Annotated in this window: 19 protein-coding genes; 7 read left to right on the top strand and 12 right to left on the bottom strand. The window is 68.4% G+C overall.

Annotated features, from left to right (window positions below; genetic code table 11):
• The first annotated feature begins 47 nt into the window (after positions 1–47).
• Positions 48–995 (top strand): DMT family transporter, encoded by a 948-nt coding sequence (locus BAY15_RS06945; RefSeq protein ID WP_068850402.1) that lies wholly within the window; start codon positions 48–50, stop codon positions 993–995.
• Positions 996–1,117: 122 nt separating this feature from the next.
• Here BAY15_RS06945 and BAY15_RS06940 read toward each other — a convergent pair whose 3' ends face one another.
• From BAY15_RS06940 to BAY15_RS06915, 6 genes are all read right to left on the bottom strand, one after another.
• Entirely contained in the window at positions 1,118–2,281 is a 1,164-nt protein-coding gene (locus BAY15_RS06940; RefSeq protein ID WP_068850400.1) for an AAA family ATPase, read from the bottom strand.
• Between the two features lie 105 nt (positions 2,282–2,386).
• A complete protein-coding gene (locus tag BAY15_RS06935; RefSeq protein ID WP_068850398.1) occupies positions 2,387–3,457 on the bottom strand; it encodes a sensor domain-containing diguanylate cyclase in 1,071 nt (356 codons plus the stop codon).
• Between the two features lie 76 nt (positions 3,458–3,533).
• Positions 3,534–4,256 carry a pseudouridine synthase gene (locus tag BAY15_RS06930; RefSeq protein WP_068850396.1) on the bottom strand — a complete coding sequence of 241 codons (723 nt, stop codon included), beginning with the start codon at positions 4,254–4,256 and terminating at the stop codon, positions 3,534–3,536.
• A 37-nt stretch (positions 4,257–4,293) separates the two neighbouring features.
• Positions 4,294–5,946 (bottom strand): sensor domain-containing diguanylate cyclase, encoded by a 1,653-nt coding sequence (locus tag BAY15_RS06925; RefSeq protein WP_237334326.1) that lies wholly within the window; start codon positions 5,944–5,946, stop codon positions 4,294–4,296.
• 121 nt (positions 5,947–6,067) lie between these two features.
• A complete protein-coding gene (locus BAY15_RS06920; protein ID WP_068850390.1) occupies positions 6,068–8,485 on the bottom strand; it encodes a putative bifunctional diguanylate cyclase/phosphodiesterase in 2,418 nt (805 codons plus the stop codon).
• Between the two features lie 168 nt (positions 8,486–8,653).
• The gene (locus BAY15_RS06915; protein WP_068850386.1) at positions 8,654–10,618 is read right to left on the bottom strand and encodes a DEAD/DEAH box helicase; all 1,965 of its coding nucleotides are present in this window, start codon (positions 10,616–10,618) and stop codon (positions 8,654–8,656) included.
• A 268-nt stretch (positions 10,619–10,886) separates the two neighbouring features.
• On the opposite strand from BAY15_RS06915, the gene BAY15_RS06910 reads away from it, so the two are divergent.
• Positions 10,887–11,117 carry an RNA-binding S4 domain-containing protein gene (locus BAY15_RS06910; protein ID WP_068850383.1) on the top strand — a complete coding sequence of 77 codons (231 nt, stop codon included), beginning with the start codon at positions 10,887–10,889 and terminating at the stop codon, positions 11,115–11,117.
• Between the two features lie 50 nt (positions 11,118–11,167).
• Here the strand turns inward: BAY15_RS06910 and ubiM are convergent, their stop codons facing one another.
• From ubiM to BAY15_RS06890, 4 genes are all read right to left on the bottom strand, one after another.
• Entirely contained in the window at positions 11,168–12,358 is a 1,191-nt protein-coding gene (gene ubiM / locus BAY15_RS06905) for a 5-demethoxyubiquinol-8 5-hydroxylase UbiM (protein ID WP_428999285.1), read from the bottom strand.
• A gap of 87 nt (positions 12,359–12,445) precedes the next feature.
• Positions 12,446–12,847: an MAPEG family protein gene (locus BAY15_RS06900; protein WP_068850380.1), complete on the bottom strand. Its 402-nt coding sequence runs from the start codon at positions 12,845–12,847 to the stop codon at positions 12,446–12,448.
• A gap of 15 nt (positions 12,848–12,862) precedes the next feature.
• Positions 12,863–13,393: a DUF4019 domain-containing protein gene (locus tag BAY15_RS06895; protein WP_068850378.1), complete on the bottom strand. Its 531-nt coding sequence runs from the start codon at positions 13,391–13,393 to the stop codon at positions 12,863–12,865.
• 61 nt (positions 13,394–13,454) lie between these two features.
• Positions 13,455–14,594 carry a hypothetical protein gene (locus BAY15_RS06890; RefSeq protein ID WP_167693315.1) on the bottom strand — a complete coding sequence of 380 codons (1,140 nt, stop codon included), beginning with the start codon at positions 14,592–14,594 and terminating at the stop codon, positions 13,455–13,457.
• Between the two features lie 172 nt (positions 14,595–14,766).
• On the opposite strand from BAY15_RS06890, the gene BAY15_RS06885 reads away from it, so the two are divergent.
• Genes BAY15_RS06885 through BAY15_RS06875 form a run of 3 tightly spaced genes read left to right on the top strand, consistent with a single transcriptional unit; the run spans position 14,767 to position 18,038 of the window.
• Positions 14,767–16,224, top strand: a complete 1,458-nt coding sequence (locus tag BAY15_RS06885; RefSeq protein ID WP_068850372.1) for a DNA-3-methyladenine glycosylase 2 — start codon at positions 14,767–14,769, stop codon at positions 16,222–16,224.
• 4 nt (positions 16,225–16,228) lie between these two features.
• Positions 16,229–16,720, top strand: coding sequence for a methylated-DNA--[protein]-cysteine S-methyltransferase (locus tag BAY15_RS06880; protein ID WP_068850369.1), 492 nt, complete (start codon positions 16,229–16,231; stop codon positions 16,718–16,720).
• A 52-nt stretch (positions 16,721–16,772) separates the two neighbouring features.
• A complete protein-coding gene (locus BAY15_RS06875) occupies positions 16,773–18,038 on the top strand; it encodes an ectonucleotide pyrophosphatase/phosphodiesterase (RefSeq protein WP_068850366.1) in 1,266 nt (421 codons plus the stop codon).
• 653 nt (positions 18,039–18,691) lie between these two features.
• Here the strand turns inward: BAY15_RS06875 and BAY15_RS06870 are convergent.
• Together BAY15_RS06870 and BAY15_RS06865 are read right to left on the bottom strand one after the other, a co-directional pair.
• A complete protein-coding gene (locus BAY15_RS06870; protein ID WP_068850363.1) occupies positions 18,692–18,874 on the bottom strand; it encodes a 30S ribosomal protein THX in 183 nt (60 codons plus the stop codon).
• Positions 18,875–18,982: 108 nt separating this feature from the next.
• Positions 18,983–19,396 (bottom strand): MerC domain-containing protein, encoded by a 414-nt coding sequence (locus tag BAY15_RS06865; protein ID WP_068850361.1) that lies wholly within the window; start codon positions 19,394–19,396, stop codon positions 18,983–18,985.
• Positions 19,397–19,558: 162 nt separating this feature from the next.
• On the opposite strand from BAY15_RS06865, the gene BAY15_RS06860 reads away from it, so the two are divergent.
• Together BAY15_RS06860 and BAY15_RS06855 are read left to right on the top strand one after the other, a co-directional pair.
• Positions 19,559–21,745, top strand: a complete 2,187-nt coding sequence (locus BAY15_RS06860) for a TonB-dependent receptor (RefSeq protein WP_428999284.1) — start codon at positions 19,559–19,561, stop codon at positions 21,743–21,745.
• A 94-nt stretch (positions 21,746–21,839) separates the two neighbouring features.
• Positions 21,840–23,066 (top strand): MFS transporter, encoded by a 1,227-nt coding sequence (locus tag BAY15_RS06855; RefSeq protein ID WP_068850357.1) that lies wholly within the window; start codon positions 21,840–21,842, stop codon positions 23,064–23,066.
• The last annotated feature ends 42 nt before the right edge of the window (positions 23,067–23,108 follow it).

The raw sequence follows: 23,108 nt of genomic DNA, 5'->3' as shown, positions 1-23,108 counted from the left end.
AAGGCCCCGCGCTATCGGGGCCTTGCCGATTGACGCACAATACGCGGATGCCGATGACCGACACCCGCAAAGCGCTGCTGCAAATCCACTTCTGCGTGCTGCTGTGGGGCATCACCGCCATCCTCGGCAAGCTCATCAGTCTGCCCGCGTTGCCGCTGGTGTGGTGGCGCATGCTGCTGGTGGTCGCCATGCTGGCCCTGCTGCCGCGCGTCTGGCGCGGGTTGCGCCAGCTCTCCCCCGCCCTGTTCGCCGGGTACTGCGGCGTGGGCGCGCTGGTCGCCCTGCACTGGCTCACCTTCTATGGCGCGGTGAAGCTGGCCAATGCCTCGGTGGCGGCCACCTGCATCGCGCTGGCCCCGGTGTTCACCGCCGTCATCGAACCCTGGGTCGCCAAGCGCCCCTTCCAGCTGCGCGAACTGGCCTTCGGCATCGCCGTGCTGCCGGGCGTGGGCATGGTGGTTGGCGGCGTGCCTGACGGCATGCGCGTGGGCGTGCTGGTCGGCGCCATGTCCGCATTGCTGGTCGCCATCTTCGGCTCGCTCAACAAGCGGCTGGTCAGCCACGCCGACCCACTCACCGTCACCGCGGTGGAACTGGGCGCCGGCACCGTCACCCTGACCCTGCTCGCCCCGCTGCTGCCGTTCCTGCTGCCCGCGCTGGCCAGCCCGCTGTGGGTGATACCCGACCTGCGCGACGGGATGCTGCTGCTGGCCCTGGCCGGCGTGTGCACCCTGCTGCCGTTCGCCCTGGCGCTGGTCGCGCTGCGCCACCTCAGCGCCTACACCGTGCAGCTGGTCACCAACCTCGAACCGGTCTACGCGATCCTGCTGGCCATGGTCCTGCTGAGCGAACAGCGCGAACTGACCCCGCTGTTCTACGCCGGCGTGGCGATCATCGTCGGCGCGGTCTTCCTGCACCCGCTGTTGAACCGGCGCAAGAAAGTGCAGCATCCCGAGATCCTGGGCACCGCCGAAGCGCGCAACATCGCAGAGTGAAGAACCGGAACCCGCGCGGCGGGTGGAGCCGACGGGTACCGATCCGTTTTCCCGATCCGTTCACCGATCCATTTCACCGATCCGTCAACCGATCCGTTTTTTACGCGCCAACGCTTCCGGCATCAGCGTTCGGGCCAGTACCATGCCGGCGCGTCCAGCACGCCCTGGCCCACCAGCGTCGTACGGCTCATCTGCTTTTCCAGCGCGATCGACGTGCACGACTCTGCCTCACGCAGCGCCGCGATCAACCGGCTGGCATGCGACACCACCCACACCTGGCTGCGCGCCGCCGCCCCGATGATCAACCGCCCCAGCGCCGGCAGCAGGTCCGGATGCAGGCTGGTTTCCGGCTCGTTGAGCACCATCAACGGCGGCGGGCGCGGCGTATGCAGCGCCGCGATCAGCAACAGATAGCGCAACGTCCCGTCGGACAACTCCGCCGCGCCCAACGGCCGCAGCAGACCGGGCTGATGGAACTTCAGGCTCAGGTGATCCTCACTCGGCTCGATGTAGACCCGCGCCCCGGGGAACGCATCGTCCAGCGCCGCCGCCAGCGCATCGGAATCGCCGATCTCCACGATCGTCCGCCACGCCGCCGCCAGGTCATGCCCATCGTGGCTCAGCACCGGCGTACGCGTGGCCAGGCTCGCCTGTCGCGCCGGCGCGTCCCGGTCACTGCGGAAATGATCATAGAAGCGCCAGCTGCGCAGCGTCTCGCGCAGCCGCAGCACCTCCGGCATCCGCTGCGGATCGGCAACCTGCGTAACCAGGCTTTCGTGCACCGACAGGTTCGATTCCAGCAGCTCCCAGCTGCGCCCACTGCGCCGCCGCACCATCGCCCCGCGCCGCTCCACCAACACGTTGCTGCTGCGCAGGAACGGCCCGGCCCAGATGCTCTCGCACTTGATCTGCGGGTCCAGGTTGAACATCGAATGCGAATCGGCCACCGGGTAGCCCAGATCGATCGCATACCCGAAATCATCCGCCGCAAAACCCAGCCGCAGCGCCACCGACGCCTGCCGCGGCCCGCCCTGCACCGGCACCTCGCCCGCCAGCATCCGCCGGTCCAACCGCTCCGGACCGGCCCACAGCGCCGACTGGAACCCGCCCTCCCGCGCCAGCGACGGCGTCACTCCTCCCCGCGCCGTATCGGCCAGCAGCCGCAGCGCGCGGTACAGGCTGGACTTGCCACTGCCGTTGTCACCGGTGACCAGGTTCAATGCCCCCATCGGCACGACCAGATCGTGCAGGGAACGGTAGTTGGAAATGGCGAGGGTCTGCAGCACAGACGGACTCCGCAGGGAAACGGGCGTGCAGGATGACAGCGACAGGTCGCAGATATTGCGATTGATGGCGCGATTGACCACGCCCGCAGACCAAGGCTCTAAAACTCAGGGCGCCAACTCAACCCGATTCCGCCCATTACCCTTCGCCCGGTACAAGGCCGCATCCGCCCGCTCCAGCGTCTGCTCCACGGTGTCACCTGAACGATGCGCAGCGACCCCGATACTGACCGTCACCGGAAACCCCAGCGGCAGGTCGGAAACCGCCATCCGCAGGAAATCGCACTGCAGCTCCGCCGTGCGCAGGTCCGTATCCGGCATCAGCACCACGAACTCCTCCCCGCCATAGCGCGCCGCCAGCCCACGGCCCGAGAACTGCGCCCGCAGCAGCACCCCCAACTCCGCCAGCACCCGGTCGCCGGTCGCGTGCCCGTTGAAATCGTTGATCTGCTTGAAATGGTCGATGTCCACCAGCGCCACCGCGGTCTGCCGTGGCTGCCCGTCCGCATCCAACACCGACGCATCCAGTGCCACCGCCATCGCGCGCCGGTTCGGCAGCCCCGTCAGCACATCCGTCCGGCTCTGCTCGGCCAGGTCCGCGTTCTGCGCCAGCAGCACATCGTGGTACTCGCCCAGCAACCGCTCGTAATCGTCGCGCTCCACCATGTGCGTCTGGATGTCCAGCGCAAACCGGCGCAACTCCATCACCAGCATCACCTGCCGCGACAGTGCCGCCAGCGCCTCGGTCTGCTGCGCATCCAACCGCTGCGGCTGTGGATCGAACACGCACAGCGTGCCTATCGGCAACCCCTCCGTACTCACCAGCGGCGCCCCCGCGTAGAAGCGCACCTTCGGGTCACCGGTCACGATGGGATTGTCGTGGAAGCGCACATCGCGTTGCGCGTCCTCGACCACCATCACCTGTTCCGGCTGCAGGATCGCATGGCCACACATCGACTCCGAGCGTGGCAGCTCCTGCGCCTCCGTCCCCTGGATGGATTTGAACCATTGGCGTTCGGCGTCGATCAGCGTGACCGCCGCCATGGAGGCGCCACACACCGCCTTGGCGATGGTCACCAGATCCTCGAAGGACTTTTCCTTCTCCGAATCCAGGATGCGGTAGCGATACAGTGCCGCCAGGCGAACCGCCTCGTTGACGGGCTTCTCGGGCTTGATCATGCAACGGGTCGAATCCGGGAGCTGGCCACAGTCTAGCCCGATCACCCGAGGCAAAGGTTACCCGCCGGTGCAGGACCTACCAGTCCTGCTGCTGCGGCAGCAGCCCCTTCAATTCCGCATCGGTCAGGTTGCGCCACTGGCCCGGCTTGAGCGCCCCGATCTTGACGTTGTCGATGCGCACCCGGCGCAGCTGGGTCACCCGGTAATCGAACGCCGCCGCCATCAACCGGATCTGCCGGTTCAGGCCCTGCTGCAGCACGATCCGGAAGCCGAACTTGGCGATGCGCGAGGCCCGGCACGGCAGCGTCGTTTCATTGTGGATGCGCACCCCGCGCGCCATGCCGCGCAGGAACTCGTCGGTCACCGGCTTGTTCACCGCCACCAGGTATTCCTTCTGGTGGTTGTTCTCCGCGCGCAGGATCTGGTTGACGATGTTGCCGTTGCTGGTCATCAGGATCAGGCCTTCCGAATCCTTGTCCAGCCGGCCGACCGGGAAGATGCGCTGCTCATGGCCGACGAAATCGACGATGTTGCCCTTCACCGCACTTTCGGTGGTGCAGGTGATGCCCACCGGCTTGTTCAGCGCGACGTACACATGACGGCGGCCGCCGGCCTTTTTTGCCTCGCGCGCGCGCAGCGGCTGGCCGTCGACCAGCACCACGTCGCCCTCGCCGACCACCGCACCGGTACCGGCCGGGTGGCCGTTCACGGTGACGCGGCGCTCGCCGATGATGCGGTCGGCTTCACGCCGGGAACAGAAGCCGGTTTCGGCAATGAACTTGTTGAGTCGGGTTGTCATCGCGCCATTATCCGGCAAAACCCCGTCCGGCGCGGCATCAGGCGACCAGCGGATCATCCGCCGGCAGCGCCTGTTCACCGTCGCAGACCTGGTTGCGCCCCGCACGCTTGGCCCGGTACATCGCATGGTCGGCGCGCCGCAGCAGCCCCGCCAGGTCATCACGGCCCGGGCGCAGCACCGCCAGCCCGATGCTCACCGTCACCGCCAGACCGGAAATGCCCAGCGGCACGGTCACCGTCGGAATCTGCCGGCGCACGCTTTCCAGCCGCGCCAGCGCCGCGCCGTGGCTGGCGCCCGGCAGCAGCACCAGGAATTCCTCGCCGCCCATGCGGATCACGTCGTCCTGCACCCGTACCGCCCCGCGCAGGCCGCGGGCCACCGCCACCAGCACCTGGTCGCCGACCTCATGGCCGAAGCGGTCGTTGATGTCCTTGAACAGATCGATGTCCAGGAAGCCGATCGCCAGCGGCTGCTGCTCCGCGCCCGCCCGTTCCAGGTGGCGGGCCAGCAGGTGCAGCCCGTGGCGGCGGTTGGGCAGGCCGGTCAACGCATCGGTATCGGCCAGCTGGCGCATCTCGTCGCGCTGCTGGCGCAGCCGGCCCAGGCGCAGGTTGAGCGCATAGGCGGCCATCATCAGGAACCAGGTCGCCGACAGCTGCAGCGCCTCGATCCGGTACGCGGTCAGCCAGTGTGCGTGCAGCGCGTCGGCGATGATCAGGATCCACCACGGTGCCAGCGCGAACAGCCCCGCCGCCGCATAGCCATCGCGCTGCACCACCGCCCACAGGCCCACCCCGAGGCAGACCACGCAGCCCAGCACGAACACTGCTTCCAGCGCAGCCGCCATCCAGGCCAGCCCGGCCGTGCCCATCCATGGCACGCACAACCCGGCCAGCACCAGTCCCCACAGCACAGCGCGCTGGCCGGTGCCTGAGCCCGGCCACAACCGGGCGCCGCCGTTGAGCCGCCACAGGATCGGCAGCAACAGCGCCAGCGCGAACGTGCTCAGCGCCACCAGCCACCACGACGCGCGGTCGTGCACCGGCAACCACGGCTCGGGGTACCCGCTCAGGCCACCCAGCACCGCCTGCCACAGCACGAACACCGCGCAGATCGCCACGTAGTAAAGGAAGGTGCGGTCGCGGGCGGTCACGAACCCCATCAGCGCCGACAGCGCCAGAGCGATTGCCACCGCGATGCAGGCCGCGCGCACCAGCAGGCGGGCGGTATCGTTCTGCTGCACCGGGCTGGGCGCGCCCAGCCGGACGGTCGGAATCCAGCGCGGCTTCAGCGGGGCGGCCCATGACACGATGATCGGCTCGCGCCCGCCGGCCTTGGGCACCACCACCATGCCGACCCCGGCGCGGAAGCGCGAATCCCGGGTGCGGGCGTCGTGCATGCTGCCGCAGATCTGGCGGTCGCCGTGACTGATCCGTACCTCCCCGGTCAGCACCCCGAACACATCCACCGCCTGTGGCGCACCGGACCAGCCGCCTGCAGGCGCCGGAATCGAAAGGATGTCCTGGTGATGGGCCAGCACCTCGGGTGAACACGGGCGCTGCGGGGCCTGCTGGTCGGTGGCGGCCCCCAGCAGCAGCACATCACGGCCGACCTGGGCCGTGCCGGCCAACGCCGTGGCCGACAGCAGCAGCCACACCAGGCCGGTCAGCAACCTGATGGCCCCGCTCATCCCCTGCATCCCGCCGTCGCTGCGCCTCACACCATCACCCTGTCGCCCTGCACCGCCATGCACACCGCATGGCGTCCCCGTGGCGATTATCGCAAGAAGGCGCGCCGGTGCACGTCACAGTTCAGGAAAGGCGGCTGGACGGCACCGGGGTTTCCCGCCACAGCGAGGGCTGGGTGAGCTTTTCCAGCGGCATCGGCCGTTCGATGGCATACCCCTGCAGGCCTTCCACCCCGAGCGCCCGCAGCTGTGCGGCGATCTCTTCGGACTCCACCCACTCGGCGGTCACGCTCATGTGCAGCTCGCGGCCGATTTCGGTGATGGCGCGCACCGTGGCACGGCTGACCGGATCGATATCCATGTCGCGCACGAACACCCCATCGATCTTGAGCATGTCCGCCGGCAGCTGGCGCAGGTAGCCGAACGAGGACAGTCCGGCACCGAAGTCGTCCAGTGCCACCCGGCAGCCCCGCGCCTTGACCCCTTCAACGAAGCTGCGCGCTTGGTCCAGGTTGCTGATCGCCGCGGTCTCGGTGATCTCGAAACACAGCTTGCGCGCCAGCCCGCGGTTGCGCTCGAGCAGGTCGCAGACGAAGGCCAGGAACGTCGGCTCGGCGATCGACTGGGCCGATACGTTCACGTTGCACAGGCCCAGCCGCTGCACATGCGCCGGGCACAATTGCAGGTGGCGGAACAGCAGCCCCAGCACGTGCCGATCCAGCGCCATGCCCATGCCATAGCGTTCCACCGCCGGCATGAAATCGCCCGGGCCCTGCAGCTGGCCGTCGGTACCGCGCATGCGCACCAGCACTTCGTAATGCAGGAAGCCCGGGTCGCCCACCTGCTCGATGCGCTGGGCGTACAGCAGCATGCGGTTTTCGGCGATCGCGCTGGACACATGCGCCAGCCGGTCTGCTTCCAGCAGCCGCTCCTCCAGCGCCATCCGGTTCTCGTTGAAACAATGCACGCGGTTGCGCCCGGCCTGCTTGGCCGCATAGCAGGCGCTGTCGGCCGCGCTCATCAGCCAGTTCACGTCGGCCACCTCCGCGGTGATTTCGACCACCCCGATGCTGCAGCTGACCCGCGGCAGCCCGTCGTCGCGCTGGAATCCGGCCTGGCCCAGGTTGCGTGCGATCCGCTGCAACACCTGCTTGGCTTCTTCCTGGCGGGCGTCGGCCAGGAACATCGCGAACTCGTCACCGCCCATGCGGCCCACCCAGTCCCCTTCGCGCACCGCACCTTCCAGGTAGTCGGCAAAGCCGCGCAGCAACTGGTCACCGGCCGCGTGGCCAAGGCCATCGTTGACCAGCTTGAAATAATCCAGGTCCAGGTAGCACAGGCTGTGGGTCCCGCCATGGCTGCGCACATCCAGCAGCGCCAGTTCCAGCAGGCGTTCGATCTCGCGGCGGTTGACCAGCCCGGTCAGCGGATCGTGGCTGGCGTGGTGCTCGACCTCGCGGGCCAGCGCGTGGTTCTGCGAGACGTCTTCAATGATCGCGAACACCGACACTTCACGGCCGGGGCTGCGCACCAGGGTGCCGCTCCAACGCCCCCACAGCAGGCCGCCGTCGGCATGCCGGAAGCGCAGTTCGCCCGGGCGCAGCTGGCGCGGCCAGTCGATGTCGCCGGCCTCGTCGAGCACCAGCTCGCCATCGACCAGCAGTTCCGGCAGCTCCATGCCCAGCAGCGCGTCGCGGCGATAGCCGAGGATATCGGCCATGGCCTGGTTGGCTTCGACAATGCCCCCGGCGTGGTCCAGCTTGAGCATGCCCACCGTGGCCTGGTAGAACGCGGCGCGGAAGCGGCTTTCGGTGTCGATCAGGTCATGGCGCACGCGTCGTGACAGCAGTACGGCAACCAGGGTGATCAGCAGAACTGACAGGCCACCGACAGCCAGCGTGACCATGCGCACGATGGAAGCCGTATTGAGCAGCGCCAGCGAGAAGGCGCGGGCCTGCGCCTGCAGGCTGCGGTCCAGCGCCTGCAGCTGGACCAGCAATGCTTCGCGCATGGCGGGCTCCACGCGGCCGTCGGCGTGCATCGCTTCGGCGGTGTCCATCATCGCCTGCAGCTGCGCCAGGCCATGGTCGGTCTGCTGCCACAGGTGCACCGCATCGCGGAAGTAACCGAGATGCCCCAGGTAGCGGAACGACAGGATCAGCCGGTTGATGTCGCCCGGCTGGTTGCCGCCCTGCAGGAAGCCTTGCCGCGCCCGCGCAAGATCCACGTCGTCCTGTTCCAGCGCGCGGCGTGCGTCCAGGTCACCCAGCGGCACCTGCAGCGCCGCGCGCGCTTCGGCCAGTGCGGCCGGGTTGCCCGAGGTGAGGTATCGCTCCAGCGCGAAGGAGGCATGCTGCTGGCTGCGCGACCAGTGGCTCTGCCCCACGATCCAGGCGGTGGAAGCGCCCTGCAGTTCCTGGATCAGCGCCGACAACCCCACCAGCCCGACCGCCATGCCGGTGAGCAGCACGAACCGCAGGGTCAAGCCCCGCGTTACATGCGGCACGGCGGTACTGCCTACATCCCTGCTGCCTCCCAGCATCGCAGATCCCTCCGGCGCCCATGGGTGCTTGGCATAGTCCTCTGTGATTGCAGGCTAGGTCCAGCCTTGTTGAAACGGCGCGAAGTTTCGCCGTCACATCGGTCAGGTAGCTGAAACGACAACGCCAGCCCGAAGGCTGGCGTTGTTGGCTGCGGCGATGTGGAGCGATCAGCCGTTGCGCGGACCGCGCGGCTTGAAGCCGTCACGACGCGGCGGACGGTCGTTGCCGCCCGGACCACCCGGACCACCCGGGCCACGGTGACCACCCGGACCGCCCGGCTTGCCGCCGCGGCCGAACTTCGGCTTGAACGGCGGGCGTGCCGAGCCCGAGCCTGCGGTGTCTTCACCCGGCTCGACCTTGCGCATCTGGAGCTGCTGGCCCGACACCCACACCTTCTTCAGGTGGCTGAGCAGGTCGGCCGGCATTTCCGCCGGAAGATCCAGGATCGAGAAGTCGTCACGGATGTCGATGCGGCCGATGAAGCGGCTTTCCAGCCCGGCTTCATTGGCGATCGCGCCGACGATGTTGCCCGGCTTGACCCCGTGCACATGGCCCACTTCGATACGGAAGGTTTCCATGCCGGGTTCCGGCTCGCCACGCGGGGCGATTTCACGGCGCGGCGCACGTTCGAAGCCACCGTCGTTGCCGCCGAAATCGCCTTCCGGACGCGGCGGACGCGGGCCGCGGTCGTCTTCACGGCGCGGGCCACGCTCGAAGCGCGGTTCGAAACGCGCCGGGCGCTCGCCACGGTCGTTGCGGTCGGCACGCGGGTGCGGCGCACGCTCTTCACGGGCACCACGCACCGGCGGGGTCAGCAGGAACGGCGAATCGCCCTGCAGCAGCTTGGCCAGCGCGGCGGCGATCTCGATCGCCGGCACGTTCTTCTCGCCTTCCAGCTTCTGCAGCAGGTCGCGGTAGAACTCGGTGCCGCCGGCATCGAGCGCATCGCTGATGCGGCTCATGAACTTGTTGATGCGGGTGTCGTTGACCGCGTCCACGCTCGGCAGCTGCATCTCTTCGATCGGCTGGCGGGTGGCGCGCTCGATCGCACGCAGCATGCCCTTTTCGCGCGGGGTGGCGAACAGGATCGCATCGCCGGTGCGGCCGGCACGGCCGGTACGGCCGATGCGGTGCACGTAGCTTTCGGTGTCGTACGGGATGTCGTAGTTCAGCACGTGGCTGATGCGCTCCACGTCCAGGCCGCGCGCGGCCACGTCGGTGGCCACCAGGATGTCCAGCTTGCCTTCCTTCAGCATGCCGATGGTGCGCTCACGCTGCGCCTGCTGCATGTCGCCGTTGATGGCGGCAGCGGCCAGGCCACGGGCCTGCAGCTTTTCCGCCAGTTCTTCGGTGGCCGCCTTGGTGCGCGAGAAGATGATCATCGCGTCGAACGGTTCCACTTCCAGGATGCGGGTCAGCGCGTCCAGCTTGTGCATGCCGCTCACCCACCAGTAACGCTGGCGGATGTTGGCCGACGTGGTGGTCTTGCTGACGATGGTGACTTCGGCCGGGTTCTTCAGGTAGGTCTGCGCGATGCGGCGGATCTGCGACGGCATGGTGGCCGAGAACAGCGCGACCTGGCGGGTTTCCGGCAGCTTCTTCAGCACGGCTTCGACGTCGTCGATGAAGCCCATGCGCAGCATTTCATCGGCTTCGTCCAGCACCAGGGTCTTCAGCTCGGACAGGTCCAGGGTGCCGCGATCGAGGTGATCGATCACGCGGCCCGGGGTGCCCACGATGACGTGCACGCCACGGCGCAGGGCCTGCAGCTGCTGGCCGTACGGCTGGCCGCCGTAGACCGGCAGCACGCGGAAACCGGGGATGCCCGACGAGTAGGTCTGGAACGCCTCGGCGACCTGGATGGCCAGTTCGCGGGTGGGCGCCAGCACCAGCACCTGCGGCTTGGTCTGGTTGAAATCCAGGTTGGACAGGACCGGCAGCGCGAAGGCGGCGGTCTTGCCGGTGCCGGTCTGGGCCTGGCCCAGCACGTCGCGGCCTTCCAGCATCGCCGGGATGGTGGCGGCCTGGATCGGCGACGGGGTTTCATAGCCGACGGCGGCAACGGCCTTCATCACAGCGTCGGACAGGCCGAGGTCTGCGAAGAGCAGCGGCGTGGGGGATTCTTGGGACATGGGGAACTCCGAAGCCACTACCGTTTTACGTGGCAGTGGCATAAAAAAGGGGATGGTCCGCGCTTTGGGCGCCCTTTCTTATCGCGTGCCCTGGCGCTGCTCGGTCGGAGGAGAATTCACTCGCTCAGGGCGCGATGATACCGCATGAATCCTGAACCACGTGTACAGATTTCAGCACGGCGGCGGTAAACGCCGCGTGCTGGCGCACAATATGCGCCCGATTTCGGCGCGGCCCCGCTCCGCGCCCCTTCACAGGATACCCCGCTCCATGCAGACCCTCGAATTTGAACTGGACAGCGAGTACGTGGAACTGAAGCAACTGCTGAAGCTGGCCGACCTGGTGACCAGCGGCGGCGAAGCCAAGACCGTGATCGGCGACGGCCAGGTGCTCGTTGACGGCGAAGTGGAGCTGCGCAAGGCCTGCAAGATCCGCGGCGGCCAGCAGGTCCAGTTCGGCGACACCGTGATCAACGTCATCGCCGACAGCGACGCCCCCTGATCCCGTGTGACGACCAACGGTCGTCACCTACCGGTGTGGACCAACGGTCGTCACCTGCCGGTGAGGTGCGCGGCAATCAGCTGCCGGAACGGCGCCACCCCGTGGGCCAGGCGCAGCCCCGCCCGACGCAGCACCCGCGCCGGCAGGCGGTCATCGGTATACAGCGTGGCGATCGCATTGGTCGCCTCGTACAGCGGCCGTGAGGCCAGCCGGTGCCCCCGCTCGTAGGCGGCCAGACCGGCCGGAGCGGCGATATCGGTACCCCGCCCGGCCGCCCGGCGCAGGATCGCGGCCAACCGGTCCTGGCTCTGCAGGCCCAGGTTGAAACCGTGTGCGGTGACCGGGTGCATGCCCACCGCGGCATCGCCGATCAGCGCGCAGCGCGCGCCCACGAAGGCAGTGGCGTAGACCCCCACCAGCGGGTACGCATTGGGCCGCGCCACCGGCGTCATCTCCCCCAGGCGGTGTTCGAAACACGCACTGATGCTGCGTCCGAAGGTCGCCGCGTCCTGCGCCAGCAGCCGTTCGATTTCACGCGGTGGCAGGGTGATCACCGCCGAGGCCTGGTCGCCGTTGAGCGGCAGCAGCGCCATGGTGCGGCCATAGCCGAACCATTCCCACGCAGTGTGCTGGTGCGGCACCTCGACCTGCATCCGGCAGACCAGCATCGATTTGCCGAAATCGCGCATGCGCGCGCCGATGCCCAGCATGCGCCGGGTGGACGAGAACCGGCTGTCGGCCGCCACCACCAGCCGCGCCTGCAGTTGGCGCCCGTCGGCAAGGGTCACCTCGCTGTGGCGCGCACCGGGCACGATGCCGCGCACGCTGCACTGGTCGAGGATCTCCAGGTCGGCCTGGCCCTGCACGCTGTCCCATGCGGCGCGGCGGATCAGGTGATTGGGCACCAGCCAGCCCAGGTCGCCGCCGTGCGCGTCGCGCGCGGCGAAGGTCAACGCGAACGGTGCCCCCCCATCCATGACCTTGGCGTCGCGCAACGGCGAAATTTCAGCGGTATCCAGTCGCTGCCACAGGCCCAGCTGCTCCAGGATGTGCCGCGAGGCATGGGTGAGCGCGATCTCGCGGCCGTCGAAGGCGGCCTCGGCCAGCGCCGCGCGCGGCTGCTGCTCCACCACCGCCACCCGCAGGCCGCTGCCGGCCAGCGCGCGGGCAAAACACAGCCCCGCCGGCCCAGCGCCCACCACCAGCACATCCACTGCCTGCACTCCGCGATCGTCCTGCATGATCCGTTTCCGTTGCGTGTCCACGACCGAGCTTACCGCTCGCGGGCAGGCACGCTCTTGATCTGGATCAGCCGCGTCGGCGCCGGTTCACGCCAGCCCGTGCAGCAGGCGCCACAGCAACAGCACGATGCCCAGCATCGAGACCACCCAGACCAGGCTGCGCACGTAGGGAATGCCGGCGGCATACAGCGGCACGTAGACCAGCCGCGCCCAGAAATACAGCTGCACCGCCAGCGCGGTGGTGCTGTCCTGGCGCTGGGTGAGCACTACCGCCAGCACGGCGGCGGCGAAGAACGGGAAGGTTTCCAGGAAGTTGGCCTGCGCCCGCTGCAGGCGTGCCGCCAGCGGCCCGGGTGGCGGCGCGACGCCATCGCGGGCCGAGGCATTCCAGGCCAAGCCGCGTTCGCGGGTGATCGCGCCTGCGGCGATCATCACCTGCACCAGGCCCAGCACGATGGCCCAACCCAGCATCTGGATCTCGATACCCATGCATTTCTCCTGCGGTCAGGGCGCGGCGGCGCGGACGCTGTAGCCGGCCAGGCGCCAGACCTTGTCTTCATCGAAACGGAACGACACCAGCTCGCGGACCGGCTGGGCGTTGTTGGCGAACTTCGTGGGGAAACTGACGTTGATGTAGAGGCCCTCGGGCACGGTCGCGCCGGCCTTGTACTTGACCCGGGTCACCACGGGCTGTCCGCGCGAGAGCAGTGCGCCGAGGCGCTTGCGGTCGCCGTCGAGCTGGGCCACGAAAGCCTGTTCGGTGACGGACTTGCGGGCCACCTCGGAAGCACCCTTCCAGGCCTCGGCAGCGCGACCGGTGTCGACCAGGGTCGCCACCTTCAAGCCGGCCGCGGCCATTTCCTGGTCCTGCTTCTGCACCTGCGCCTGCTGCTGCGGGGTCAATGCCGGGCGTGCCGGTGCGGCCGGGGCGACCGGTGCGGGGCGTGCGGGCGCCGGGGCCGGGGTGGCCGGCGGCGGGGTCTGGGCCAGGGCAACGGCGGGAAGCAGGAGCGACAGCAGCAGCGGAACGCGCATCGGGACACCGTAGGCAGCAGTGGACTGCATTGCAGTCTACGGGAATGCCGTGAGCAGGCCGTCAGTTGCGTTCGGCCGCCTCGGCGGGGGGCTGGTCGGCGTCGCTGGCGGTGCGTTCGGCCACCGCATCACGCGGCTTCTCCCGGGTGGGCAACAGCGTGGACACATCGATTTCCGACAGCGGGCTTTCGTCCGGGCAGGTCACATCCGGGAAGCCGAAGCGCTGTTTGAGCGTCTGCCCGCAGCGGGTAATCACGTCCAGTTCGCTGCCTTCGCGCTTGCACTCCTGGTCGAAGGCGACCAGGAAGGCATCCTTGCGGCGCACGAAATCGTCGCCGCACTTGCGCATCTGTTTGATCCGCTCCAGGTCGTCCTGCACCGCATTGGTGCCGTCCAGGCCGAACTGGCGCAGCTCCTCGCTGCTGAGCAGGCGCAGGCTGCGGTTGGGCACGGTCATCATCAGGTCGGCCACGCCGACGGCCACGCCGTTGCGCTGCAGGTAATCCTTGACGTTGTCATAGACCTCGTGGAGTTCCAGGTTGAGCTCGGCACGCGAGGTCGCCTTGGAACTGATCCGCATCATGCGGTGGATGCCGACCTTGCCCGACACCAGCCGGTTGTCACCGGCCGCCAGCACGAACACGCAGGCGCTGTGGCAGACCGAGCCTTCGCGCACCCAGATGGTCCAGTTGGATTCGCCGATGCGGTCACCGGCCACGATCGCCGCTTCGACCTGGCCACCGCTGGAATCCAGGTCCAGGATGCGCCGCGAGACGCGCTGGGCGTCGGCCACCAGCGCGATCCGCGCCACCAGTTCGGCGAACCCGGGATTGATCTTGCCCGCGTAGCGCACGCGCAACAGGCCCCGTTCCACGCACGGGGCAATGGCCGCTTCCAGGCTGGCCCGGTCCAGCGCCTCCAACGCAGCACCGTCGCCGCCGTCGTTGGCGTACTCGGTGTCGCAGCTGAGCCAGGCCTTGCCGTTGTCCAGCGCTACCGTCGGCCAGCCCTGCTCGCCCTTGCGGGGCGGCGGCGGTGGCGCGGGCGGTGCATCGGCGGCGTTGAACGACACCATGTGGTCGCCGTCGGCGGTCTGCGCCCGCACCGCCTTGTCGGCGGCGGTGACGTTGCCGGGGTTCTCCAGCTGGCTGCAGGCGGCCAGCCCCAGGCACAACAGCAACAACCCGCACGACTTGAGCAGCATGGACACCCGGCTTCCAGACAAAGGGCGTGCCGAAAACGGCACATGAAGGCACAGTCTAGTGCGCCCGGCCGGCATCGCGGGAACCTGCCCTGAACCGCACCGGGCGTACCCGGCATAGCTGTCCGAAAACGGCGAGCCGGTCCCCGGCCAGGCGCATAGACTGAGCTCCATGGACACCGCCCTGCCCCTGGACTACGCCGCCTGCGAAAGCGCCCGCCTGGCCCGCGATGCGCGCTTCGACGGCGTGTTCTTCACTGCCGTGCGCAGCACCGGCATCTACTGCCGTCCGGTCTGCCCGGCGCCGCCACCCAAACCGGTCAACGTAGACTACTACCCCACCGCCGCCGCTGCCGCCGCGGCCGGTTTCCGCCCCTGCCTGCGCTGCCGGCCGGAACTGGCCCCGGAGGCGCAGGACGCACTCAGCAACGAAACCCTGCAGCGCGCTCTGGCGCTGATCCACGATGGCTTCCTGCAGGATGCGGCGGTGGGCGACCTGGCCGCCCGGCTCGGCCTGAGCGCGCGCCAGCTGCAGCGGCTGTTCGTGGCGCGGCTGGGCGCGGCCCCGGCGCAGATCCACGCTACCCGACGGCTGCTGCTGGCCAAGCAGCTGCTGACCGAAACCGCGTTGCCGGTCACCGACGTGGCCATGGCCGCCGGCTACAACAGCCTGCGCCGATTCAACGCCGCGTTCGTGGAAGGCTGCGGCATGCCGCCCACCGCGATCCGGCGCCAGCGCGGCGTGCTGGCCGACGGCGCGCTGACCCTGCGCCTGGGCTACCGGCCGCCGCTCGATTTTGCCGCGATGCTCGGCTTCCTGCGCCGCCGCTGCATTCCCGGCATCGAGCAGATCGACGACACCAGCTACCAGCGCGTGATTGGCCCGGCCGAACGCCCCTCGGTGATCCGGGTCACCGCCGACCCGCGCCGGCCCGAGCTGCTGCTGCAGCTGGGCCAGGTCGATCCGCGCGCGATCCCCGGCATCGTGCGCCGGGTGCGGCGCATCTTCGACCTGGACGCGGACCTGCGCATCGTGCACGCCACGCTCGGCCAGGATCCGCTGCTTGCGCGCGGTATCGCCGCACGTCCCGGGCTGCGCGTACCCGGCGGTTGGGATGGCTTCGAAGTGGCGGTGCGCGCCGTGCTGGGCCAGCAGGTCAGCGTGGCGGCGGCCATTACCCTGGCGCGGCGCGTGGTAGACCGCTTCGGCACCCCGCTGGAAGGCATGCCCGAGGGCCTGGACCGCCAGTTCCCCACGCCTCAGCAGCTGGCCGACGCGCCGCTGGAAGGCATCGGCCTGCCGCGCACCCGAGCGGCCACCGTGCGCGCGGTGGCCGCCGCCGTCGCCGACGGCAGGCTGGATTTCCATGCCGGCCAGCGCCTGGATACCTTCATCGAACGCTGCGTGGCGCTGCCCGGGATCGGGCCGTGGACCGCGCACTACATCGCGCTGCGCGCCTTGGCGCTGCCCGATGCCTTCCCCGCCGGCGACCTGGTGCTGCAGCAGGTGCTGGGCGGCGATACCCGCCTGACCGAGCGTGCCACCGAGGCCCGTTCGCAGGCCTGGCGGCCCTGGCGTGCGTACGCCGTGCTGCACCTGTGGCATCTGGCCACGTCCGCTTCGGAGTAACCGCATGAACCTGCTCTACGACACCTTCGACAGCCCCATCGGCGCACTGACCGTCGCCGGCGACAGCCAGGGCATCCACCACATCCTGTTCGAAAACAACCGCTACGACGCCAAGGGCCGCGCGCAGTGGCAGCGCGATGCGTATGCGCTGCGCGAAGCGCGCACCCAGCTGCTGCAGTATCTGCGCGGCGAACGCAGCGGCTTCGAACTGCCCCTGGCCCCGCACGGCACCGGGTTCCAGCTGCGCGTATGGAAGGCGCTGGCCGACATTCCGTTCGGCGAAACCTGGAGCTACGTGCAGCTGGCACGCCACATCGGCCAGCCCACGGCCAGCCGCGCGGTGGGCGCAGCCAACGGACGCAACCCACTGCCCATCGTGCTGCCCTGCCACCGCGTGATCGGCAGCAGCGGCGCACTTACCGGGTTCGGTGGCGGCCTGGAAACCAAGGCCGCATTGCTCGAACTCGAATCGCGCACGCAGCCGCTGTTCGCCTGACCGTGCCATCGGTTGTCTTCGCCGCGTCACTGCGGCGGACTATCATGGGCGGATGATTTCCGTCCGCCTTTCGCTGGCGCTTGCCGCCGCCCTCGCGCTGACCAGCTGTGCCAGCGCGCCGCCCACGCCCACGCCGCCAACAGCGGCTGTCGCCGGCGCCGCCGCGCTGGCGGCCACTACGCCGAAACTGCTGCTGGTCTCGATCGACGGCCTGCGTGCGGACATGCTCGACCGTGGCATCACGCCGAACCTGTCGCGCATCGCGCACGACGGCGTACGCGCCCGCTGGATGACGCCGTCGTACCCGTCGCTCACCTTCCCCAACCACTACACGCTGGTCACCGGGCTGCGCCCGAACCACCACGGCATCATCCACAACAGCATGCAGGAAGAGGCGCTGGGTCGGTTCCAGGTCAACCTGCCGGAGGCGGTGACCGATTCGCGCTGGTGGGGTGGCGAGCCGATCTGGGTCGGCGCGGAGAAGGCTGGCCTGCGCAGCGCCACCTGGTCGTGGCCAGGCAGCGAGGCGGCCATCCAGGGCGTGCGGCCGAGCCAGTGGCGGGTATACAGCCCCGATGTGCCCCTCGCCGACCGCGTCGATGACGTATTGCGATGGGTCGGCGATGATGGCCCGGATGCGCCGCGACTGGTCACCCTGTACATGGAGCAGGTCGACAAGGCCGGCCACCATTTCGGCCCGGATTCCCCAGAGTACGCCGCCGCCATCGTCCAGGTGGACACGGCCATCGGTCGCCTGCTCGACGGCCTTGCGGCACGCGGCCTGGATGGCAGCACCAACCTGATCGTGGTCTCGGACCACGGCATGGCGCAGGTACCCGATGGCCAGACCATCGCGGTGGAAGACATGGTCGACCCCACCATCGCCAGCAACGTGTCGACGGGCCAGTCGATCGGCTTCGCCCCGCTGCCTGGAAAACAACCGGCGGCCGAAGCGATCCTGCTGGGCGCGCACGCGAACTACCACTGCTGGACGCGGCAGACGCTGCCGGCGCGCTGGGAGTACGGCTCCAATCCGCGCATCCCGCCGATCATCTGCCAGATGCACGAAGGCTGGAACGCGCTGACCCGCGAGCGCCTGGCCGAGCGCAAACCCGGCGACCGCGGCTCGCACGGCTACGACAACGCCCTGCCCTCGATGCGCGCGATCTTCATCGCCCGCGGTCCGTCGTTCAAACAGGGCGCAACCCTGCCCGGCTTCGACAACGTAGACCTCTATCCGTTGATGACGCGTCTGCTGGGCATTCCGGCCGCCCCGAACGATGGCAATCCCGAGACGCTGGTTCCTGCGTTGAAGTGATTTCGATTGCTGACGGGTTGGCGAATCGCAGCGTTTCAGTTTTTCCGTGCTGGGGAGGCCGACGGGCAGCCCCTTACGGGACACGCCGTAAACCCATCCTTGGGGGCTTGGCAAAAAACATCCATGTTTTTGACAGTCCCTACAGGAGCTGCCCGCCGGCCTCCCCGACAGATGGTCGCGTGCGGATACGAAAATCAGACACGCATGGCGTGTCCCTACGCAGCGGGTACGCCGAATGAACGTGGGGCCGGGTACCCGGCTGGGTACGCTGAATCAACCTCGTCCGGTAGCGTCGGTTCCCGAACGACGGCATGCAGCGCCACCGCGGCCGGTAACGCATGAAGATGATCGACACCGCCGTTGATCTTCCGTGGCCACCAACACACCGTCGAGGGTCGGCGGGGGCGGGTTTGCGGGACTGTCAAAAACATGGATGTTTTTGCCAAGCCCCCATGGATGGGTTTACGGCGTGTCCCGCAAACCCGCACCCGCCGGCCCAGCTCAGGCCACGCAAGGCCCACCGGCTGTTCGCCAAAATGCATGAAGCTGCCGGGCAGGGCCCGGCACTATCGGGTTGTCCGCAATCACATTGCTCGAAACCAAAAAAAACGCGGCGCAAGCGCCGCGTTTTTTCGTCGGACCTGGCTGAGCGATCAGCCGGCCTTGGCAACAGCCTTCTTGGCCACTGCCTTCTTTGCCGGGGCCTTGGCCACGGTCTTCTTGGCGACCGGCGCAGCTGCGCCCACGGCCACCTTGCTCACCGCGTGCGAACGCGAATTGCCGTAGCTGGCGTTGTAGCGCTTGCCCTTGGCGGTCTTGCGGTCACCCTTACCCATGTCGTCAACTCCTTAGTCTGAAATCTGATTACCCCGTGCTGACACGGGTTCGGCGGGCCCGTCCTTGCAGACGCCCCCGCGCACGATCGGAAAGCCTACCACAGCACCTCAGTGCGCACAGCTCGCATCATGGACGTGCCCGTGGTTCAGGCGCAGGTTGACCAGGTGCGCAACACCCACCAGCACCCCGCCCAGCGTCATCACCACCGCATGCGGCACCGCCGAATGGTGCAGCGGCCCGTACAGCAACCCCGCCCACAGCGCGGTCAGGCCCGGCACCAGGAAGCCCAGCGCGCGCAGCGCCCCGTGGCGGCGATAGCCCCACACCAGGCTGAACAGCCCCAGCAGGGTCACGAAGCTGACCAACGCCAGTTCCACCCCGTCGCCCAGCCACACCGACAACCCCAATGAGGGCGCGGCCGCCAGCAGAACAGGCAGCACGGCGCAGTGCACCGCACACAGCAACGAGCCGGTGGCACCAAAGCGATCCAACAGATGACGGAGGCGGGAGAACAGGGGCATGACTTCCAGCAGGGTCGGCGAAGCGTTATGGAATAATATAACATCAATCCCGACGCGCACTCCCTCCCCCTGCCTTACCCGGTTCCACCCTCCCGATTTGACGGGATTGGCGCGCCCCACCATTGATACATTGTAACAATTCGACCGACGGACCCCTTGCCCATGCGCTCTTCCCGCTCCCTCACGCCACACGCCCTGTCCCTGGCGCTTGCCGCTGCGCTGCTCCCCACCCTGGCCTTCGCCGCCGACGATACCGCCGAGCGTGACCACCACCTGACCGAACTGTCCGCAGTGAAGGTCACCGCCAGCCCGCTGCAGGGCGATGCCGAATCGCTGGCGCGCCCCGTGGACGTGCTCGCTGGCGAGCGCCTGGACGAACAGAAGGCAGGCACCCTCGGCGACACCGTGGCCAAGCTGCCCGGCGTGCAGAGCACCTTCTTCGGCCCCGGCGTCGGCCGCCCGATCATCCGTGGCCAGGAAGGCCCGCGCGTGGCTGTGCTCTCCAACGGCATGGGCAACATGGATGCCTCCACCGTCAGCGCCGACCACGCCACCAGCATCGAACCGTTCCTGGCCGACCAGATCGAAGTGCTCAAGGGTCCGGCCACCCTGCTGTTCGGCAGTGGCGCCATTGGCGGCGCAGTCAACGTGGTGGATGGCCGCATCGCCCGCGACCTCCCCGACCGCCCGCTCAGCGGCCGCGCCGAACTGCGCGGCAACTCGGTCAACGACGAACGCAGCGGCATGTTCCGGCTCGATGGCGTGAACGGCAACTGGGTGCTGCATGTCGATGGCCTGGTCCGCAACGGCGATGACTACCGCATTCCCGGCTACGCGGTGATCGACGGCCTGGAAGACCACAGCGGCCACGACCACGAAGAGGGCGACACCGACGAACCGCGCCGCGGCACCCTGGACAACAGCTCCATCCGCACCCGCGCCGGCGGCGTCGGCGCCACCTGGCTCGGCGAGGGCGGCTATTTCGGCGCCTCGGCCAGCACCTACCGCACCAACTACGGCATCCCCAACGGCGCGCACGTGCATGCCGACGACGACCATGACCACGATCACGACCATGGCGACGAGGAAGAAGAAGGCGACGAGCACGACGTGCGCATCGACATGGTGCAGAACCGCTTCGAAGCCAAGGGCGGCATCTACAACCCCGTGTCGTTCCTGAAGAACATCAACCTTCGCACCGCCTACACCGACTACGAACATGTCGAGCTGGAAGCTGGCACGCCGTCCACCCGCTTCACCAACCGCGGCGTCGAAGCCCGCCTGGAAGCCGTGCAGCAGCAGATCGGCGGCTGGGACGGCGCGTTCGGCCTGCAGTTCGGCAACAGCGATTTCGGCGCCAAGGGCGAAGAAGCCTTCGTGCCCGATACCGGCACCCGCAACGTGGGTCTGTTCGTGCTGCAGGAAAAGCAGTTCGGCCCGTTCAAGCTGGAACTGGGCGGCCGCCACGACCAGGTCAAGCTGGACCCGACCGGCGACTACCGCGCGCGCACCTTCGATGCCACCAACCTCTCGGCGGCCGGTATCTGGAAGCTCAACGACGCCGTCGACCTGCGCTTTGGCGTGGACGGATCCGAGCGCGCCCCGACCAATGAAGAGCTGTACGCGGCCGGAGCGCATATCGCCACCCGTTCGCTGGAAATCGGCGATGCCAACCTGAAGACCGAACGCGGCCAGCGCGTGGAGCTCGGCATCCACACCCACAGCGACCGCCTCGATTTCTCCGCGTCGATCTACCAGACGAAGTTCAAGGACTTTATCTACCTGGCCGACACCGGCGTGGTCGAAAGCCTGCCGGTGCGCCTGTGGACCCAGCAGGACGCCACCTTCAAGGGCGCCGAGGCCGAAGCGCTGGTGCACCTGTTCGAAGGCAACAGCGGCGACTGGGACCTGCGCGTGTTCGGTGACTACGTCAAGGCCGAACTGGATGGCAGCGGCAGCCGCAGTGTCGACATCGCCGTGCCGCACGGTGACCACGACCACAACTACACCGTGGACCTGGCCAACAGCGGCTACCTGCCGCGCATCTCCCCGGCGCGGGTCGGCGCCGACCTGCGCTGGTCGCGTGATGGCTGGCGCGCCTCGGTGGGTGCAGTGCGTTACAGCAGCCAGAAGGACACCGCGCAGAACGAAGCCGAGAGCGCGGGCTACACCCTGGTGGACGCGCACTTCGCCTACCGCTGGGACCGCTCGGACAGCAACAGCTACGAGGTGTTCCTGGACGGCAACAACCTGACCAACCGCGAGGCGCGTGCACACACCTCGCTGCTGCGCGATTACTCGCCGCTGCCGGGCCGTGGCGTGGCGTTCGGCATCCGCGCGTACTTCTGATCCCCGCTGGGGTCACCGTTTGACCTTCGGGGGCCGCACGGCCCCCGTTTTTTTGGTCGTACAATCCGGAACATCCACCGACCGGGAACGTCCCATGCATCCAGCGTCCCCCGCCCCGCGCATGCATTGGGGGCTGCTTGTGGCGGCCTCGGCGATCCTGATGGTGACCATGGGCGTGCGGCAGACGTCGGGGCTGTACGTGGACCCGATCCACCGCAGCACCGGGGTGAGCATTGTCGAGATCAGCTTCGCGCTCGCAATCGGGCAGTTCGTCTGGGGCGCGGTGCAGCCGGTGTTTGGCGCGGTGGCCGACCAGCGCGGGGCATGGCCGGTACTGTTGGGCGGCACGCTGATCCTGGTGGCCGGCCTGCTGTTGGCGCCGCTGCTGACCAGCCCACTCGGGCTGAGCTTCACCTTGGGCCTGTTGATGGCCGCCGGTGCCGGTGCGGGCAGCTTCTCGGTATTGATCGGCGCCACCGCGCATCGGCTCCCCGCTGAAAAACGCTCCTTCGCCGCCGGCCTGATCAACGCCGGCGGTTCGCTCGGCCAGTTCGTGTTCGCCCCGCTGGTGCAGTGGGTGATCAGCAGCGCCGGCTGGGCGCGGGCGATGTGGGTGATGGCGGCCGCCGCGCTGCTGTCGCTGCCGCTGGCCTGGCCGCTGCGGCGACGTGCCAGTGACCATGCCGCGGCCGGCGCCGCCGATGACGATGGCCTGCGCGCACAACTGCACGTGGCCGCGCGCGACCGCAGCTATTGGTACCTGCACCTGGGCTTTTTCACCTGCGGGCTGCACATCGCCTTCCTGGTCACCCACCTGCCCGGCGAAATCGCGCTGTGCGGGCTGTCGCCGACGGTCGCGTCCACCTCCATCGCCCTGATCGGGCTGTTCAACATCGCCGGCAGCCTGCTGGTGGGCGCACTCGGCCAGCGCTACCGCATGAAGTACCTGCTGTTCTGGATGTACGCCAGCCGCGCGGTCATGATCGGCGCCTACCTGCTGGCCCCGCCCACCGCGCTCACCTTCTATGTGTTCTCCGCCGCGCTGGGCTTCACCTGGCTGGCCACGGTGCCGCCCACCGCCGGCCTGGTCGGCAAGCTGTTCGGTCCGCGTTACCTGGGCACGTTGTTCGGCCTGACCCTCCTCTCGCACCAGCTCGGCGGCTTCTTCGGCGCGTGGCTGGGCGGGTTGGCGCTGGCCCATTCCGGCAACTACCTGTGGATGTGGTACGCCGACATGGCCCTGGCCGCGCTGGCAGCGGTGATCAACCTGCCGATCCGCGAAGCGCGCTACGGGTGCCATGCGGTTCCGGGCACGCGCTGACTTCACGCCTCGTTGACCAAGCAGAGCGGCCTCATACCGGTA

Origin of the sequence: Stenotrophomonas rhizophila, from assembly GCF_001704155.1 — a bacterium.
Taxonomy (GTDB): domain Bacteria; phylum Pseudomonadota; class Gammaproteobacteria; order Xanthomonadales; family Xanthomonadaceae; genus Stenotrophomonas; species Stenotrophomonas rhizophila_A.
The sequence above is the reverse complement of the archived record's forward strand: the minus strand, read 5'-3'. Positions and strand labels throughout refer to the sequence as shown.

Coding starts and splice junctions, on each gene's coding strand:
- BAY15_RS06945 (WP_068850402.1), top strand. CDS start 48: ATGCCGATGACCGACACCCGCAAAGCGCTGCTGCAAATCCACTTCTGC.
- BAY15_RS06935 (WP_068850398.1), bottom strand. CDS start 3,457: ATGATCAAGCCCGAGAAGCCCGTCAACGAGGCGGTTCGCCTGGCGGCA.
- BAY15_RS06930 (WP_068850396.1), bottom strand. CDS start 4,256: ATGACAACCCGACTCAACAAGTTCATTGCCGAAACCGGCTTCTGTTCC.
- BAY15_RS06925 (WP_237334326.1), bottom strand. CDS start 5,946: ATGAGCGGGGCCATCAGGTTGCTGACCGGCCTGGTGTGGCTGCTGCTG.
- BAY15_RS06920 (WP_068850390.1), bottom strand. CDS start 8,485: ATGCTGGGAGGCAGCAGGGATGTAGGCAGTACCGCCGTGCCGCATGTA.
- BAY15_RS06915 (WP_068850386.1), bottom strand. CDS start 10,618: ATGTCCCAAGAATCCCCCACGCCGCTGCTCTTCGCAGACCTCGGCCTG.
- BAY15_RS06910 (WP_068850383.1), top strand. CDS start 10,887: ATGCAGACCCTCGAATTTGAACTGGACAGCGAGTACGTGGAACTGAAG.
- ubiM (WP_428999285.1), bottom strand. CDS start 12,358: ATGCAGGACGATCGCGGAGTGCAGGCAGTGGATGTGCTGGTGGTGGGC.
- BAY15_RS06900 (WP_068850380.1), bottom strand. CDS start 12,847: ATGGGTATCGAGATCCAGATGCTGGGTTGGGCCATCGTGCTGGGCCTG.
- BAY15_RS06895 (WP_068850378.1), bottom strand. CDS start 13,393: ATGCGCGTTCCGCTGCTGCTGTCGCTCCTGCTTCCCGCCGTTGCCCTG.
- BAY15_RS06885 (WP_068850372.1), top strand. CDS start 14,767: ATGGACACCGCCCTGCCCCTGGACTACGCCGCCTGCGAAAGCGCCCGC.
- BAY15_RS06880 (WP_068850369.1), top strand. CDS start 16,229: ATGAACCTGCTCTACGACACCTTCGACAGCCCCATCGGCGCACTGACC.
- BAY15_RS06875 (WP_068850366.1), top strand. CDS start 16,773: ATGATTTCCGTCCGCCTTTCGCTGGCGCTTGCCGCCGCCCTCGCGCTG.
- BAY15_RS06870 (WP_068850363.1), bottom strand. CDS start 18,874: ATGGGTAAGGGTGACCGCAAGACCGCCAAGGGCAAGCGCTACAACGCC.
- BAY15_RS06865 (WP_068850361.1), bottom strand. CDS start 19,396: ATGCCCCTGTTCTCCCGCCTCCGTCATCTGTTGGATCGCTTTGGTGCC.
- BAY15_RS06860 (WP_428999284.1), top strand. CDS start 19,559: ATGCGCTCTTCCCGCTCCCTCACGCCACACGCCCTGTCCCTGGCGCTT.
- BAY15_RS06855 (WP_068850357.1), top strand. CDS start 21,840: ATGCATCCAGCGTCCCCCGCCCCGCGCATGCATTGGGGGCTGCTTGTG.